Origin of the sequence: Cobetia sp. 5-25-4-2 (genome assembly GCF_013374075.1) — a bacterium.
In the GTDB taxonomy this organism is placed as follows: domain Bacteria; phylum Pseudomonadota; class Gammaproteobacteria; order Pseudomonadales; family Halomonadaceae; genus Cobetia; species Cobetia marina.
In genome coordinates this window covers 134,762-150,879 of record NZ_BLWK01000005.1, presented here as the reverse complement: position 1 = coordinate 150,879, position 16,118 = coordinate 134,762, and the positions used below count along the sequence as shown (strand labels likewise).

The window sequence follows — 16,118 nt, the reverse complement described above, 5'->3', positions numbered from 1 at the left end:
CCTCAACAACCGTGCGCTATCACCCGATTTCAACGCTTCGGTCCTCCAGACCGATTCAGAGGCGATGCCAGATGAAAGGGAATCCACGTGGCGGTGATGCCCCCGTGGCGATCTCGAGGTCGACAGGACAAGGCCACCACGGCCCTTTGATGAAGGAAGAGGGCGAGACTCAGAGCCGCAGCAACTGCCACTCTCTGCGTTGCCAGATGGCACTGAAGACAAGGGAGTTGAAGATTCGATACCCGAGCTGAGTGCACCAGATGGCCAGCAAGCCACCCTCCAGATGCACCCCGAACCACCAGGCAAGCGGGAGGAAGAGCAGCCATTGGATGGCCAGGGTGGCGGTCATGACCGTGCGATTGGCACCAGCCCCGAGCAACGCCTGAGCCAGCACGATGGCCGCACAGTCCATGATGATCATCACGGCGGTCAGCTGTAACGGGAGCTTGCCCAGCGCGATCAACTCCGGGCGATGCAGGAAGAGGCCCAGCACGCTTTCCGGTGCCGCCCAGAGCGGCAATCCCAGCAGCATGAGGCAAGGCAGGGCGATGCGCACCGTATCCCATCCCCATCGATGGGCATCTTCATGGTGATCGCGCCCCAATGCCTGGCCCACCAGACTCATGGCCGCCAGCCCCAGACCGACTCCGGGCAGAATGAGCAGCAGGGAGAGATTGACCAGCACATGACCCACCGCCACGCTGGCCGCGTCGATCCTGCCCAGAATCCAGAACAACACGGCATAGCCCGCCGCAAACCACAGCTGTTGGAAGGAGTGGGGCACCGCCAGCTTGAGCAGCGTCAGGTAGTGTCTCAGTGGCGGCCAGGCATGCAGTACGCCATGTTGTCTGCGCTCTCCCAGGGTCGCCTGCACCCACAGGCCCAATGCCACGAAGAGTGACAGTGTCGTGCCGGCACCTGCACCATCGGCCCCCATCCTGGGGGCGCCATAGAGTCCATGGATCAAGATGATGCTCAACACCACATTGATCAGCTGGGTGATCAACATGATGCGCAGATAGATACCGGTGCGCTGAAGTCCATTCCAGAATCCGCGGAAGCAGAATGCCATGGCGACGGGCACGATGCCGGCGACGCGCCATTGGAAGTAGGAGGTGGCCGTTGCGTGGACCTCAGGCTGATCATTGATCAGACGAAGCAAGGTGTCTGCCCAGTGATGGCAGGCCAACATCACGGGAATGCCCACCGACAATGCCAATATCAGTCCGGCATTCAGCCCTTCGCCGCAACGTTCGGGGGCAGATTCTCCCAGCCGTCGAGAGGTCTGGGCCTGCACGGCGGATGACAGCCCGAAGATCAAGGCCGTGACCATGAACATGGCATAGCCCCCGACCCCGACTCCGGCCAGCGCCGTCTCACCAAGCTGTCCTACCAGGGCGGCATCGATCAGATTGAGAAGGCTCTGCGAGAGCATGCCACCGATGATGGGCAGTGCCAGCTTCAGAATTCTCAGGCTGCGTTGGCGTTCAGGCAACATCACGCACGCCCCATCGCCGGTGAATACCGCCGCCGGCAATCTCCAGAGTCACCTTCAGACGATGCCGCCGCGCAGGGCAGGACAGACGGGATGGATGCGCAGAACAGGGACACAGACGGCTCGCAGGTCAGAGGGCAGGGAAGGACAAAGGAGGCCATTATAGCGTGAGGTATCACAGGCAGCATCCGATGCATGACGCTGACCGAGACTCTGCTGAGTCAACCAGCCCCACGCAAAAGGGCACCTGCGCTGGCAGGTGCCCTTTGCATGATCATGCGAGATACGCTTGCCGGCTGTCGGCAAATCTTCGTACGACCTGATCTAGCTGGCGTTGTCCGGATCGTAGCTCAGTACCGGTGACAACCAGCGCTCCATTTCGGCGAGTGGCATGCGCTTGCGCTCCGCCAATGACAGCACCTGGTCCCGGGTGATCTTGCCGGTGGAGAAGTACTTCGACTCAGGATGGGCGAAGTACCAGCCGGAAACGGCGGCGGCAGGCCACATGGCGAAGCTCTCGGTCAGCACCATGCCGGCATGCGTCTCCGGTTCGAGCATGCGGAACAGCGTGGCCTTCTCGGTGTGGTCCGGACAGGCCGGGTAGCCGGGCGCCGGACGTATGCCCCGATACTGCTCGGCGATCAGTGCCTCGTTGTCGAGTACTTCTTCGGCGTCATATCCCCAGAACTCCTTGCGGACACGTTCGTGCAGGCGCTCGGCAAAGGCTTCGGCGAGACGATCCGCCAACGCCTTGACCATGATGGCGTTGTAGTCATCGCCAGCCTCCTCGTACTGTCTGGCCAATTCATCCGCCCCATGCCCGGTGGTGACGGCGAAGCCACCGATCCAGTCCGGCTTGCCACTGTCTCGGGGAGCGATGAAATCGGCGAGGCTGTGACAGACGCCGTCGCGGTTCTTGGTCATCTGCTGACGGATGTGGTGGAGGTGCTCGATGACCTGAGTACGCGACTCATCGGCATAGACCTCCAGGGTATCGTCGTCGACACAGTTGGCTGGCCAGAAACCGATGACCCCACGTGCGGTCAGCACCTTCTCATCGATCAACTTGCGCAGCATTTCTCTGGCATCGGCAAACAGGGCACGCGCGGCGTCTCCGACCACCTCATCCTGCAGGATCTTCGGATACTTGCCTGACAGCTGCCAGCTCATGAAGAAGGGCGTCCAGTCGATACGCTCGACCAGTTCGTTGAGATCATACCCATCGAAGACCTTGAGGCCCGTGAAACTTGGCGCCGGCGGCGTGTAATTCTCCCAGTCAGGCTGGAAGCGGCGCTTGCGCGCCTGGGCATAGTCAAGGTCCGCAGCCTTCGGGCGTCGTTTGGCATTGCGCTCACGCACCACGGCATACTCGCTGCGCACCTGATCGACGAAGTCGGGCTTGAGCTCGGGTGACAGCAGACGAGACGCCACGCCCACGGCGCGCGACGCATCGGTGACATAGATGACCGGATGCTCGTACTGTGGCTCGATCTTGACCGCCGTGTGCGCCTTGGAGGTGGTGGCGCCCCCGATCAGCAACGGCAACTGCATGCCCCGACGCTGCATTTCCCTGGCGATGCTGACCATCTCGTCCAGTGATGGTGTGATCAGGCCCGAAAGCCCGATGATATCGGCCTTCTCGTCGATGGCGGTCTGCAGGATCTTTTCGGCGGTTACCATCACGCCCAGATCGATCACCTCATAGTTGTTGCACTGAAGCACCACGCCGACGATGTTCTTGCCGATATCGTGGACATCGCCCTTGACGGTGGCCATGACGATCTTGCCCTTGGCCTGGGTGTCTCCGGACTTTTCTGCCTCGATGAAGGGGATCAGGTGGGCGACCGCCTGTTTCATGACCCGTGCGGACTTCACCACCTGCGGCAGGAACATCTTGCCGGCACCGAACAGATCACCGACGACATTCATGCCATCCATCAAGGGGCCTTCAATGACCTCGATGGGGCGCGCCGCCTGGACCCGCGCCTCTTCGGTATCTTCCTCGATATGCGTGGTGATGCCCTTGACCAGCGCGTGCTCGATACGCTTGTTGATTGGCCAGCTGCGCCACTCGAGATCTTCCTTCTTCTCGCCAGTACTGCCATCACCCTTGTACTTGTCGGCAATGTCGAGCAGACGCTCGGTACTGTCATCACGACGATTGAGCACCACATCCTCGACGGCCTCACGCAACTCATCGGGTAGATCATCGTAGAGCGCCAACTGGCCGGCGTTGACGATGCCCATGCTCAAACCCGCCTGGATGGCGTGATAGAGGAACACGGAATGGATCGCTTCACGCACCGGGTTGTTGCCGCGAAACGAGAAGGACACGTTGGAGACGCCGCCGGAGATCATCGCATGCGGCAGGTTGGCATGGATCCAGCGCGTGGCTTCGATGAAATCGACACCGTAGTTGTTGTGCTCCTCGATGCCGGTGGCGACGGCAAAGATGTTGGGGTCAAAGATGATGTCCTCGGCCGGGAAGCCGATATCTTCGACCAGCAATCGGTAGGCTCGCTCGCAGATCTCGATCTTGCGCTCATAGGTGTCGGCCTGTCCGACATCATCGAATGCCATGACCACCACGGCCGCGCCATGGCGTCGACAGACCTGCGCCTGATGACGGAAGCTTTCCTCGCCTTCCTTGAGCGAGATGGAATTGACCACCGCCTTGCCCTGGATGCACTTGAGCCCCGCCTCGATGATGTCCCACTTGGAGGAGTCGACCATGATCGGCACCCGCGAGATATCCGGCTCCGAGGCGATCAGGTTCAGAAAGCGCACCATGGCCTCCTGTGACTCCAGCATGCCTTCATCCATGTTGACGTCGATGACCTGCGCGCCGCTCTCGACCTGCTCGAGGGCGACTTCCAACGCGGTGGTGTAATCCTCTTCCTTGATCAGGCGACGGAAGCGCGCGGAGCCGGTGACGTTGGTACGCTCACCGACATTGACGAACAACGAGTCCGGCTGGATGTTGAAGGGCTCAAGCCCCGACAGGCGGCAAGCTCTGGCGATCTCGGGCACCTTGCGGGGCGCGCATTGATCCACCACACCCTTGATCGCGCGGATATGTTCCGGCGTGGAGCCACAGCAGCCACCGATGATGTTGAGCAGACCCTCCGCGGCGAAGGTCCGGATGATCTCGGCCATCTCGTCCGGGGTCTGGTCGTACTCGCCGAATTCATTGGGCAGGCCGGCGTTGGGGTGCGCGGAGACAAAGGTATCGGCCTTCTCGGACAGCTCACGCAGATAGGGGCGCAGCTCCTCGGCGCCAAGAGCACAGTTGAGGCCGATGCTCAGCGGGCGAGCGTGGCGTACCGAGTTCCAGAAGGCTTCGGTGGTCTGGCCGGACAGCGTGCGTCCCGAGGCATCGGTGATGGTGCCGGAGATCATCACCGGCAGGCGCGGGTGACCCTCGTCGAACAGCTCCTCCAGCGCGTAGATCGCCGCCTTGGCATTGAGCGTGTCGAAGATGGTCTCGATCAGGATCAGGTCCGCGCCGCCCTCGAAGAGCGCCAGCGCAGCTTCGCGATAATTGTCGCGCAGGATATCGAAGGTGACGTTGCGCTTGGCGGGGTCATTCACGTCGGGGGAGATGGAGCAGGTGCGGCTGGTCGGGCCGAGCACCCCGGCGACGAAGCGCGGGATGCCGGTCTCGGCGGCCACGTCATCGGCTGCCTTGCGCGCCAGTCGCGCCGATTCGAGATTGATCTCGTACACCAACGCCTGCATGCCGTAATCGGACTGCGACAACTGGGTCGCATTGAAGGTGTTGGTCTCGACGATATCGGCGCCGGCCTCGAAATAGGCGCGGTGGATCGCTTCGACGATATCCGGGCGTGTCAGGGCCAGCAGGTCGTTGTTGCCCTTGATGTCACTGGGCCAGTCGGCGAAGCGTTCACCACGGAAGTCTTCCTCTTCCAGCCCATAGCTCTGCAACATGGTGCCCATGCCACCATCGAGGATCAGGATACGCTCCTGCAGCGCCTGTCTCAGCGCGTCAGACAGGGGCAGGGAATAGGGAACAGGGGGGTGGGCTTGCGCCATGACGGACTCCAGCGTACGTGACTTGTCGCGTTGTTTCCCGGGCGTGTGACTCTGTTTGCCAAGCAAGGACTTTGCCAGGCAAGCCACACGCCACAGGCGCGAACTCATTGCTATTGGGAGGCTCTGGTGAAGGATCCGCTCGCGGCATCCTCGCCTTGCCAGATGTGGCTATCGTATCAGACCTCAGAATCGTCACGATGAGCATGATTCATGCGCAACATGAGTGCTTTAGGAAAGCCCACCCGGGAGTGGCCGCGCCCATGGCGCCAAACCCGAGTGATTTGCTCAGGATTGCGAGTGCAGCAGGATTTCCTTAACATGGAGCCATTAGTCACCTGACATCAAGAGAGTCTCTGCGCCATGAGTGAGAGCATCCAGATTACCGATAGCGCCCAGGAGTATCTTGCCGAGCTGCTCGAGAAGCAGAACGTGGAAGGCATCGGCGTGCGCATCTTCATCACCCAGCCGGGCACTCCGTATGCCGAGACGTGTCTTGCCTACTGCCGCCCGGGAGAAGAAGAGCCGACGGACGAGATTCTGGATCTTCCGAAGCTGAAGGTCTATCTCGACACCCACAGCGTTCCGTTCCTGGAAGAGGCGACGGTCGACTTCAATGCGGATCGCATGGGCGGCCAGCTCACCATCAAGGCACCGAATGCCAAGATGCCCAAGGTCAATGCGGACAGCCCGCTGGAAGATCGCATCAATTACATCCTCTACAGCGAGATCAATCCGGGCCTGGCGGCACACGGTGGTGAGATCAAGCTGATGCAGCTGACCGACGACCAGGTTGCCGTGCTGCAGTTCGGCGGCGGGTGCCAGGGGTGCTCGGCCGTTGACCTGACGCTCAAGGATGGCGTGGAGAAGACGCTTCTGGAACGCATCCCCGAACTCGCCGGCATTCGTGACGTGACCGATCACACCGATACGACCAATGCCTATTACAACTGATTCATTGACGTGATGCCTCAAGGCGCCTGTCGATGGCCTGCGACGTCCCGTCCAGCTTGATCAGATGAAGATCCTCCATCGCGTTGCGGTGGGGGATCTTTTCATTGGGAAGCTGGTACCGGGAGCAACCCCGCGTAATACATCCGAGTATTAGGATTTCTGGTATTGTGAAGATGAATGCTGCAGATGGCGCCTACGCTGACGCCTCATGACGGCTTGCCCGATGACCGTATCCACCAGTGAAGAGACCGCCATACATGACCCTGGCCAACATGCGCTTTCGCACCATCAACATCATCATCTGCGGACTCTCCGCACTGGCAGGGCTGGTGTTGCTGGTCGTGTTGGCTTTCATCACCCGCAACGTGTCAGAACTGGAAACGGACTGGCACGAATATCAGCAGGCACGTGCCGACAAGCCACGCCTGGAGAGCCAGCTTACCAAGTCGATGGGCTTCGGCGGGATGATCCACGACTTCAAGAACCTGGTGTTGCGACATGATGAGGCGTTGATTCCCGAGATCCAGAATGAAATCGGCGCAGCCCGCAGCGCCTTGTTCCGCTACCAGAGTCTGGGGATCAGTCAACAGGAAGAAGTGGCCCTCCATGGGCTGAACGAGACGCTGGACCGTTACGACGCCATGGTACTGAAGGTTCGTCAGCTGATGGCCACTGATGAGTCGGTTCGCGAGATCGACCGACAGGTCGTCGTGGATGACTATCTGGCCGTGTCCGGGTTGGACACCCTGCGCAGCGTCGCCATACGTGAATCCCGTGACAATGCCAATCCGCTGGAAGATGGCATGGGCAAGGCGCGCCTGGTCGCCAACCTGCGTCGGGACATGGGGTACGGCGAGATGATCCACCACTTCAAGAACTATGTTCTGCGCGGGGACGCCATCTATGGACAGCAAGCCGCCCAGGACATCCAGTCGCTGCGTGAGACGCTTGCGGCCTACCGCGAGATGGGCATGAACGTGGCAGAGCAGCGTGCGATCCGCGATATCGCCAGTGTCATTCAGGCCTACAGCGAGCGCCTGCTGACGATCAGTCATCTACATGATGAGCAGCCCGGCATGTCAGCCAGTGAGCTTGACGCCCGCGTCAAGGTCGATGACGCGCCAGCGATCGAGGGCCTTGCGGTCCTGGATCATCAAAGCGATCAACGCGTCGCCGCCACTTCGGCGGCGGTCGGCAAGACGCTCAAGCTGCTGGCGACGCTGGCCCCTATCGTCAATGGCCTGGCGCTGATCATGATCGCCGTGCTGATCGGGCTTTCCATGTGGCTGTTCGCTCGCTATGTGCTCAAGCCGATTCGCCGCCTCACGCAGACGATGAACACTCTGGCCAATGATGATGTCAGCGTGGTGATCGACAGTACTCAGCACACCAATGAAGTCGGCCAGATGGCGCGTGCGTTGCAGAAGTTCAAGTACAACATCATCGAGAGCAACAACTACAAGAAACGCATCACTCAGCTGGCGATGCATGATTCCCTGACAGGCCTGCCCAATCGTCAGCATTTCTATGAGAGAAGCGAGCAGTGGCTGGCTGATGTCAATGAAGAGGGCGGTCAGATGGCCTGTCTGATGCTGGACATCGACAAGTTCAAGCCCATCAATGACACCTATGGTCACGCGGCTGGTGACGTCGCTCTCAAGGTGATCGCGGAAAGACTCAACCAGGTGGTGCGCAAGGACGACTTCGTCGCACGTCTGGGCGGCGATGAATTCGTGGTACTGGTCCACAATGCCGACATCCAGGCAAATCTGGGGCGCCATGGTGAACTTGCCCAGCTGGCACAGCGCATCATCGATTCATTGGGCAAGCCTTTCCTCTATGAAGACCACAAGCTGGAAGTGGGATGCAGCATCGGTATCGCGATCGCGCCGCAACACGGCAATCAACGTGAAGCGCTGACTCACAATGCCGATATGGCGCTATATGCTGCCAAGAATGAAGGCCGCAACTGCGCCATCCAGTTCAGTCGCCACGATGAACTCGGTCAGATCGTGGCGTCCTCCTCCAGGCGAGCCGCTTCCTCGACGGCCGTGAAACGCTGACCTGCCGCTCGGGCACACGTGCGAAGGGGATCTGCTGACATCGTCAGAGACCGCATGTGACGTCTTCACGATGCCTGCCGCGACGGCATCTCTTCATACTCTTTCTTCTCCATATGGCGCCTGCGGGCGCCATATGTCGTTCTGCTGTCAGTGACGCTTACTGCACTCAGGCACGGCTGGCGATAGGGGATGGAGGATAGGGGCATGGCATGACTGGCGTCTGCGCGGTGGGCGGAGGCGTGGCGATTGCCCCGTGGAGCGGCTCATGCGATGGGGTGATAAACGATAATTTCCCGTTATGTATGAGCGCTTCGCAAATAAACTATGGTTTGCAAGACTCATAACGGTTTGTTATGGTTTATAGCGAATTCGCCAACTGCGAAATAATCTATGAAAACCATGACAATGACTTCCACGATTCAGGGCCTTGCCCACCACACCCATGATGCCGTGATCAACCGCGCCACGACGCCGCTGTTCATCCGTCAGCCGACCACTGATGACGGCTGGGGCATCTATGAGCTGGTCAAGGCATGCCCGCCGCTGGACCTCAATTCAGGGTATTCGTACGTTCTGCTGGCAACCCAGTTCCGTGACAGCTGCGCCGTGGCGACGGATGAAGAGGGTGAGGTGGTCGGCTTCGTCTCGGGATACACCCGCAATGATGCCCCGCAGACCTTCTTCCTGTGGCAGATCGCCGTCGGTGAGAAAGCCCGCGGGACCGGCCTGGCACGTCGTCTGATCGAAGCCGTGATGAAGCGCCCGGAGATGGCCCATGTGCGCCACCTCGAGACCACCATCACACCTGACAATGAAGCGTCCTGGGCGCTCTTCACGCGTCTGTCCGAGCGCTGGCAGGTCCCCCTGCATTCGCGTGAGTATTTCTCCTCGGATCAGTTGGGCGGCGTGCACCTCGCGGAGAACCTGGTACGTATCGGTCCGTTCCTGCCGAGCGATATCTGAGCCAGCCAGGGTGTCTCAAGACGCCATGGAGAAGTCTCGGGTGAGGCGGCGTCACGATTCTCGTGTCGGACCTCGAGGAGAATCACGTCTCACCCGCTGGATGTTCATGACAGGAAAGTCGTGACATCACTTGTCGACCCCCAAGTCATCGTGTGCAAGCGGGTCAGTGTCATTCGTTGAATCGTCTTTACATTCTGGCATGGCCCTCAGCGCTTTCATCGCGCCGAGCATGGCCATCCATCACCAGGGAGGTGACAGCATGAATACGCAGATACTCGAACAGATGGAATCCGAGGTACGCACCTATTCTCGTTCTTTCCCGACCGTCTTCACCAAGGCGCAGAATGCCCACCTGTTCACCGAGGATGGCAAGCGCTACATCGATTTCCTGGCCGGCGCGGGCGTGCTCAACTACGGGCACAACCACCCGGTGCTCAAGAAGGCATTGATCGATTACATCAGCAGCGATGGCATCATCCACGGTCTCGACATGTGGACTTCCGCCAAGCGCGACTTCCTGGAAGCACTGGAAGAAGTGATCCTCAAACCGCGTGGTCTGGACTACAAGGTCCACTTCCCAGGGCCGACCGGTACCAATGCCGTCGAAGCCGCCATCCGTCTGGCGCGCAAGGTCTCGGGCCGTCACAACATCGTGTCGTTCACCAATGGTTTCCATGGCGTCACCATGGGTGCTCTGGCCACGACAGGCAACGCCAAGTTCCGTGATGCAGCGGGTCTGCCTGCCCAGGGCGCACAGTTCGTGCCCTATGATGGTTACATGGGCGAGGGTGTCGACACTGTCGCGTATCTCGACAAGCTGCTGAAGGACTCCTCCAGTGGTCTTGACCGCCCGGCAGCCGTACTGGTCGAGACCGTACAAGGCGAGGGTGGCATCAACCCGGCCTCCATCGAATGGCTGCAGCGTCTGGATGCCCTGTGCAAGGAGCACAAGATCCTGCTGATCATCGACGATATCCAGGCGGGTTGTGGTCGTACCGGCAAGTTCTTCAGTTTCGAGCATGCCGACATCGTTCCGGACATCGTCTGCAACTCCAAGTCGCTGTCGGCCTCTGGCGTGCCGTTCGCGATGGTGATGATGCGTCCGGAGCTGGATGAGTGGAAGCCGAGTCAGTACAACGGCACCTTCCGTGGCCATGCACTGGCCTTCGTGACCGGCGCCGCTGCACTGCGTCACTTCTGGAGCGACAACAAGTTCGAGCGCGACATCCAGCGCAAGGGCCGTATCGTCGAGGAGCGCTTCCAGAAGATTGCCGCCAAGGCGCGTGAAAACGGCTTCGCGGCACACGAGAAAGGTCGTGGCTTGATGCGCGGTATCGATGTGGCGTCAGGTGAACTGGCAGATGCCATCACCTCACGTTGTTTCGAGCAGGGCCTGATCATCGAGACCAGCGGTCACTCTGGGCAGGTCGTCAAATGCCTGTGTCCGCTGACCATCCGTGATGAAGACCTGCTGGAAGCCCTCGACATCATCGAGGAAAATGCGGCAGCCGTCCTGCGCTGAGTCTCTGCGGTATCGGGCGCTGGTCACGTGATCGGCGTCCGTTCTTCCCTGGCCCGCCATGGCGCGGGTCATCTCATGCGATTCCTGGCCCTTGTCACCTGTCACCGAAGAAGGCGCTCATCGTTCTGCGTCGTGGCTGTTTCGTGTTCAAGCGCCATTGCCTTCATGTCACTGCGGGAATCGCCATCTGTCAGCTGTCGAGTCATGACAGCGCCCAAATGAGGAGAAGTTGATGATCGTTCGCAATCTCGAGGAAGCCCGCAAGACGGATCGTCTGGTCAAGGCCGAGAACGGCAACTGGGACAGCACTCGTCTGCTGCTCGACGAAGATGGTGGCAAGTGCTCCTTCCATATCACCCGTATCTTCGAAGGTACCGAGACCCATATCCACTACAAGCACCACTATGAAGTCGTGTATTGCATGGAAGGTGAGGGCGAGGTGGAGACACTGGCGGATGGCAAGGTCTGGCCGATCAAGCCGGGTGACGTCTATATCCTCAATGAACATGACGACCACCTGCTGCGTGCTACCAAGACCATGCATCTGGCATGTGTCTTCACGCCGGGTCTGACCGGCAAGGAAGTCCACCGTGAAGATGGCTCCTACGCACCTGCCGAAGCCTGAATCCGCGTCACGAACCGCGAGATCCATGGCCTGACCACACGAAGCCCCCGCAGCCAAGCTGCGGGGGCTTCGTGGTATGTGGGAGCAGGGCAGCAGGGCGCGCGGCTCCATATTGCATCACGAATATTCGAAAGTTTACCGTTTAATTGACCAGAGGCGCTAAGTCTCCCTTCGCGATGCAGGCAACGATAAGCTGAATGGTGTCCGTGTCACTCAGATGAGATCCTCGCCAATGGCCATCCCCCCACACAACGCGTCTGTCAGCCCACCCGCCATTGCGGCAGGTGGGCGTCCCGGGTTCATGCCAGCAGCCCCTCATCCTCGCGAACAGGAGCGAATCGATAGCCTGCACGCGCTTCACGTACTGGATAGTGAGCATGAAAAGCGTTATGACGACCTGACGCGCCTGGTCGCGGATATCTTCGATGTCCCCATCTGTCTCGTGTCACTGGTGGACGAGAATCGCCAATGGTTCAAGGCCCACTGCGGTATCGATGCACGTGAAACGGGGCGTGACCTGGCCTTCTGCGCTCACGCTCTCCATGAAGAGCGCTACCTCGTCGTCAACGACGCGAGCAAGGATGAACGCTTCCATGACAATCCCCTGGTCACCGGCCCGCCATATCTCCGATTCTATGCCGGCGCCTTGCTGCGAGACAGTTCAGGATTGCCATTGGGCACCTTGTGCCTCATCGATCACACACCACGTGAGCTGAGTGCGCCTCAACTCGAAAGGCTGGGACGCTGTGCCATGCTGGTCGAAAACGAGCTGATCCAGCGCGACAGCCTCCTGACGGAACGAACGCGTGCCACGCTTCAGGCCAGCATTGACCCCATTACCGGCTACAGCACACGACGACGTTATCTTCAGACATTTGCCCATTGGATGGAAAACCGAGGGAGTGAAAGCTACCAGGCCATCATGCTCAAGGTATCGGAGGCAGAACACTGGCGTCACCATCAGGGCGAGGTCTTCCTCCAGGAGGTGATGCAGTCACTGTCCAGCCAGATCAATGAAAGCTTCGATGATGAAGACGTCATCAAGGGTCGTCTGTGCAGCGATACCTTGATCATCCTGCTGCCTCAGCGGCAGTCTGTCAGCGGCATGCGTTGGCAACGTTTCATCACTCAGCCCTGGTTGATGCATCTTTCCAGTGCTCTGAGGCCCAAACTCCTGGTCGCAACGGCCACCTTCACGCCCGAGGGGGCCACGGCCCATGAGCTTGTCGAACTTCTCGAGGAGGAACTTGCCAGTGCGGCGCATTGGGCACCGTGTCAGCAGAATCTTCAGGTCGCCGATCTCAGTAGCAATGTCACGCTTGCCATCGCATTGGGTGATCGCTTCGCCCGGGCCTTGCGAGACAATGAGCTCAGCCTGCATGCGCAGCCGATCCTGGATGTCCGGACGAGAAAGGTGTGCGGCATGGAGATGCTGCTGCGTTGGCAGGTTCAAGGGCGCTGGGTCACCGCGAACCAGATGTTGCGCATGGCTGAGCGCGCAGGCCTTGGCGAAGAACTGGATACCTGGGTGTTGCGCCAGACGTGCGCCATGGTCAGTCGTTGGCAGTCGCAGCGCTCCACGGAGTCTCTCGGAGTGCCGGTATCACTGAATCTCTCGGCGAAGCGCCTGATTGACAGTGAATACGCCGAGACATTGAGACGCATCCTGCGACTTTACCGCCTCAAGGGGGAGCATCTGCGCCTGGATCTCACGGGCTGCGAACGCTTCGCGGAGACACCAGAGGCACTGATTGCGGCAATGACCTCGTTGACCCGTGACGGAGTCTCCTTCTGCATTGATCGGTTTGGCCGGGAAAATGCCAATCTGCGTCTGTTGAGCCGGATGCCGGCGGTAGCCGTCAAGCTGCACCCACGCTTCATGGTACCTCAGCAGCATGAGCCGGATCAGACACGTTTGATCAAGGCATGGACCTGTGCGATGAAAACGCTGGGACTGGTGCCCATCGCGGTAGGTAGCAAGCGAGTTCAGCAGCTATCGGAGCTTGAGTCTCTCGGGTTCGATCAGGTTCAGAGCGATGCCTTCGGGCAACCTGCGCTCCCGGAAGATAGCTATGCCCAGTGGCTTGCCGAGACACATTTGCCCTTGAACAAGCGCCTCTAGCGGTCGCTCTCACAGGGGCAGCGCTGAAAGGCGAGGGTGATGGTGGCAAGCTCGATGCCCAGTTTGCGCATCGAGGTGCGATTCAACACGCGTCCGTCTGGTTGCAGATACATCCAGTCATCCATGTTGAACTCCCAGACACTGCCATCGATGGGAACCTGCAGGACATATTGCATGCGAAAGGCATGGCCATTGCTGGCTGCCGTGGCTTCTCCGGTCACGTCAGCTGCCGTGCCGCGCCACTGACGGTCAGCCGTCGGGATGAAGGTCCATTGTCGATACTGCGTCTCGCCATCGCTGTAGCGAAAGTTCTCGTTGAGGGTCAATCGTCCATCCTGCCTGGTGCCCTGTAGGTCCACCACGAAGCGCCGAGTCACTTCACCGGAACGATCCTGAACCATTCCCCAGCCTCGTGTGTGCCCGAGGAAGTACTCGTCGATTCTGAACTCGGGACCGGAACCGGCATAGGTATCGATTGAGGGGCTGCTGCAAGCCATCAACAGACTTGCCGAGGAGGCCAGCAGGGTGATCAGACCGAGGGGACGCAAGCGGGAGCGAATCATCGACATTCTCGACAAGGAAACTTGTACTGATACTATGCAGTGATTCTACAAATAGCAATTTGGATGTGTCTCGACGCTTGCAGTGGATCGTCAACGCGGGCGTGATGTCGAATTCTCATAGGCTCGTATAATATATATTATGTTAAATCGAGTATTCGAGAAACCCAGACTCACGTCTCACTGGACCCGCCCTGACGATCATGCTGCCTGTCATGTATTCGCTGTGCGTGACCGATACCCGCCATGCTGAACCACAACTCGAGTGCCTGATGTACTGAAAAGTTCAGCAGCATGTCTGCCTGTCGTCAGCTGACGTCAGTGATTGGTCTTCTTCTGCCCTTGTGTCACGACCAGCCCGTTGAGAACAGACTTCGCCACTGAGGTCTCCAGTGCTCCCGCCGATCATTCGATGACTTGTGACACCCACCACAAGGTGCACTCACGATGCGAGAAATGTGCAAGTCCATGAAATAAGTGCCAAAGTATGGTAGCCGGAGCCGTCAACTCGGCTGGGACAGGCACGTCCCCAACGAGCGACGTTCTTGCCTGTCGAGCGATGGAATCGACGGCAAGAGGCGTCATGAGCGCTTCGCATCACGCTGGATTGAATGATTGTCCGTGAATGGCAACGCATTGACGGAAGCCGTTCCCGGGCGCACCAGCCGAGGGTGGCGAATCATGGACAGCGACTATCCGGCCTACGTATCATCGCCCTTTGCCACACCTTCAGCGATCGCTGCGAAGACGACGACTGAAGGTGGCCGGGCTCCCTCCCATCATCCACTCGTGCAAGTACGGTGCGAGATGGATGAACAAGAATCATGCAAGGCGAACTCGTGAAGACGAGATCGTCAGCAAGGCTGAACAGGAACCCTCTTTATCATGCTGATCCGCAAGCTGCTGCTGCCCGTGTCATTGTCCAGCGTCATCGTCATGGCAGGTTGTGTTCCGGCGCAACCTCAGCCCCCCAAGCCGGTCTTGACCCCGGAGGCCTTCTCGCAACGCATCGATGCCCTGGAGAGCCAGATCGCCGGGCAATGCGACGTCCAGCAACAACAGCTTGTCGAGCAGCGCGAACTGAACCGCTCATTGCGCCGCGACATGCGGGAAGTCGGCAGCCAATTACGCCGCATGCATGCCGAAATGGAACAGCCGGCAGCTCCGCAGGTGGTTCAGGCCTGCAAGACCGCCTCTGAAAACCCGATCATGGACAAGACGCTGCTCGGACGTGTCGAGTGGGTCGGCTTTCCGGACATCGGCAGCTATTTCAAGGCGCGCATCGATACCGGCGCGAACACGTCCTCATTGTCGGCGCGTGACATCACCGAGTTCGAACGTGATGGCGACAAGTGGGTCAAGTTCAAGCTGGCGCTTCGCGAGGATGCCAAATACTTCGTTCCCGAAGTACGCGACAAGTGGGTAGAAGCCAAGGTCAGCCGTACCGTGACCATCGTGCAGGCGTCAGGCCGGGAAGACCGTCCTGTGGTCAGCATGTTGATGACGCTTGGCGACATCAAGCAGCGTGTCGAATTCACCCTGAATGACCGTCGTGATCTGACGTACCCGGTGCTGTTGGGCCGTCGTTTCATGATGGATATCGCAGCCGTCGATGTCAGCCGCACCTTCATCAATCCGCGTCCGGAATTCCCGGGCAGCGCTCCCAGCACCGCCGCTGCCAAGGATCAGGACCCGAATGAAGGAAATCGCGACTGACCCTCGCCCTCACCTGACGTTCACGGATCTCGAACATCTCCACTGACA

Annotated in this window: 10 protein-coding genes; 7 read left to right on the top strand and 3 right to left on the bottom strand. The window is 59.5% G+C overall.

Annotation, left to right across the window (positions count from 1 at the left end):
* Window positions 1–169: 169 nt before the first annotated feature.
* Window positions 170–1,498: an MATE family efflux transporter gene (locus HXS65_RS11750; protein WP_084209709.1), complete on the bottom strand. Its 1,329-nt coding sequence runs from the start codon at window positions 1,496–1,498 to the stop codon at window positions 170–172.
* A gap of 321 nt (window positions 1,499–1,819) precedes the next feature.
* Complete coding sequence (metH, locus tag HXS65_RS11745) at window positions 1,820–5,548, bottom strand: methionine synthase (protein ID WP_176493918.1); 3,729 nt, start codon at window positions 5,546–5,548, stop codon at window positions 1,820–1,822.
* Between the two features lie 360 nt (window positions 5,549–5,908).
* Here metH and nfuA point away from each other — a divergent pair, with 360 nt between their 5' ends.
* The 6 genes from nfuA (at window position 5,909) to HXS65_RS11715 (ending at window position 13,794) form a co-directional block, all read left to right on the top strand.
* Complete coding sequence (gene nfuA, locus HXS65_RS11740; protein ID WP_077376371.1) at window positions 5,909–6,499, top strand: Fe-S biogenesis protein NfuA; 591 nt, start codon at window positions 5,909–5,911, stop codon at window positions 6,497–6,499.
* 257 nt (window positions 6,500–6,756) lie between these two features.
* Window positions 6,757–8,562 (top strand): diguanylate cyclase domain-containing protein, encoded by a 1,806-nt coding sequence (locus tag HXS65_RS11735; protein ID WP_176493917.1) that lies wholly within the window; start codon window positions 6,757–6,759, stop codon window positions 8,560–8,562.
* Between the two features lie 405 nt (window positions 8,563–8,967).
* Window positions 8,968–9,525 (top strand): diaminobutyrate acetyltransferase, encoded by a 558-nt coding sequence (gene ectA / locus HXS65_RS11730; protein ID WP_077376377.1) that lies wholly within the window; start codon window positions 8,968–8,970, stop codon window positions 9,523–9,525.
* Window positions 9,526–9,784: 259 nt separating this feature from the next.
* Complete coding sequence (ectB, locus tag HXS65_RS11725) at window positions 9,785–11,047, top strand: diaminobutyrate--2-oxoglutarate transaminase (protein WP_065392487.1); 1,263 nt, start codon at window positions 9,785–9,787, stop codon at window positions 11,045–11,047.
* 232 nt (window positions 11,048–11,279) lie between these two features.
* Entirely contained in the window at window positions 11,280–11,672 is a 393-nt protein-coding gene (locus HXS65_RS11720) for an ectoine synthase (RefSeq protein WP_065392486.1), read from the top strand.
* 301 nt (window positions 11,673–11,973) lie between these two features.
* Window positions 11,974–13,794 (top strand): EAL domain-containing protein, encoded by a 1,821-nt coding sequence (locus HXS65_RS11715; RefSeq protein WP_176493916.1) that lies wholly within the window; start codon window positions 11,974–11,976, stop codon window positions 13,792–13,794.
* Here HXS65_RS11715 and HXS65_RS11710 read toward each other — a convergent pair.
* On the bottom strand, window positions 13,791–14,357 hold the full coding sequence (locus tag HXS65_RS11710) for a DUF3833 domain-containing protein (RefSeq protein WP_176493915.1): 567 nt from the start codon (window positions 14,355–14,357) through the stop codon (window positions 13,791–13,793). The genes HXS65_RS11715 and HXS65_RS11710 overlap by 4 nt on opposite strands.
* A gap of 882 nt (window positions 14,358–15,239) precedes the next feature.
* Between HXS65_RS11710 and HXS65_RS11705 the strand changes: the two genes are divergently transcribed.
* Entirely contained in the window at window positions 15,240–16,070 is an 831-nt protein-coding gene (locus tag HXS65_RS11705; RefSeq protein WP_077376386.1) for an ATP-dependent zinc protease, read from the top strand.
* Window positions 16,071–16,118 lie beyond the last annotated feature (48 nt).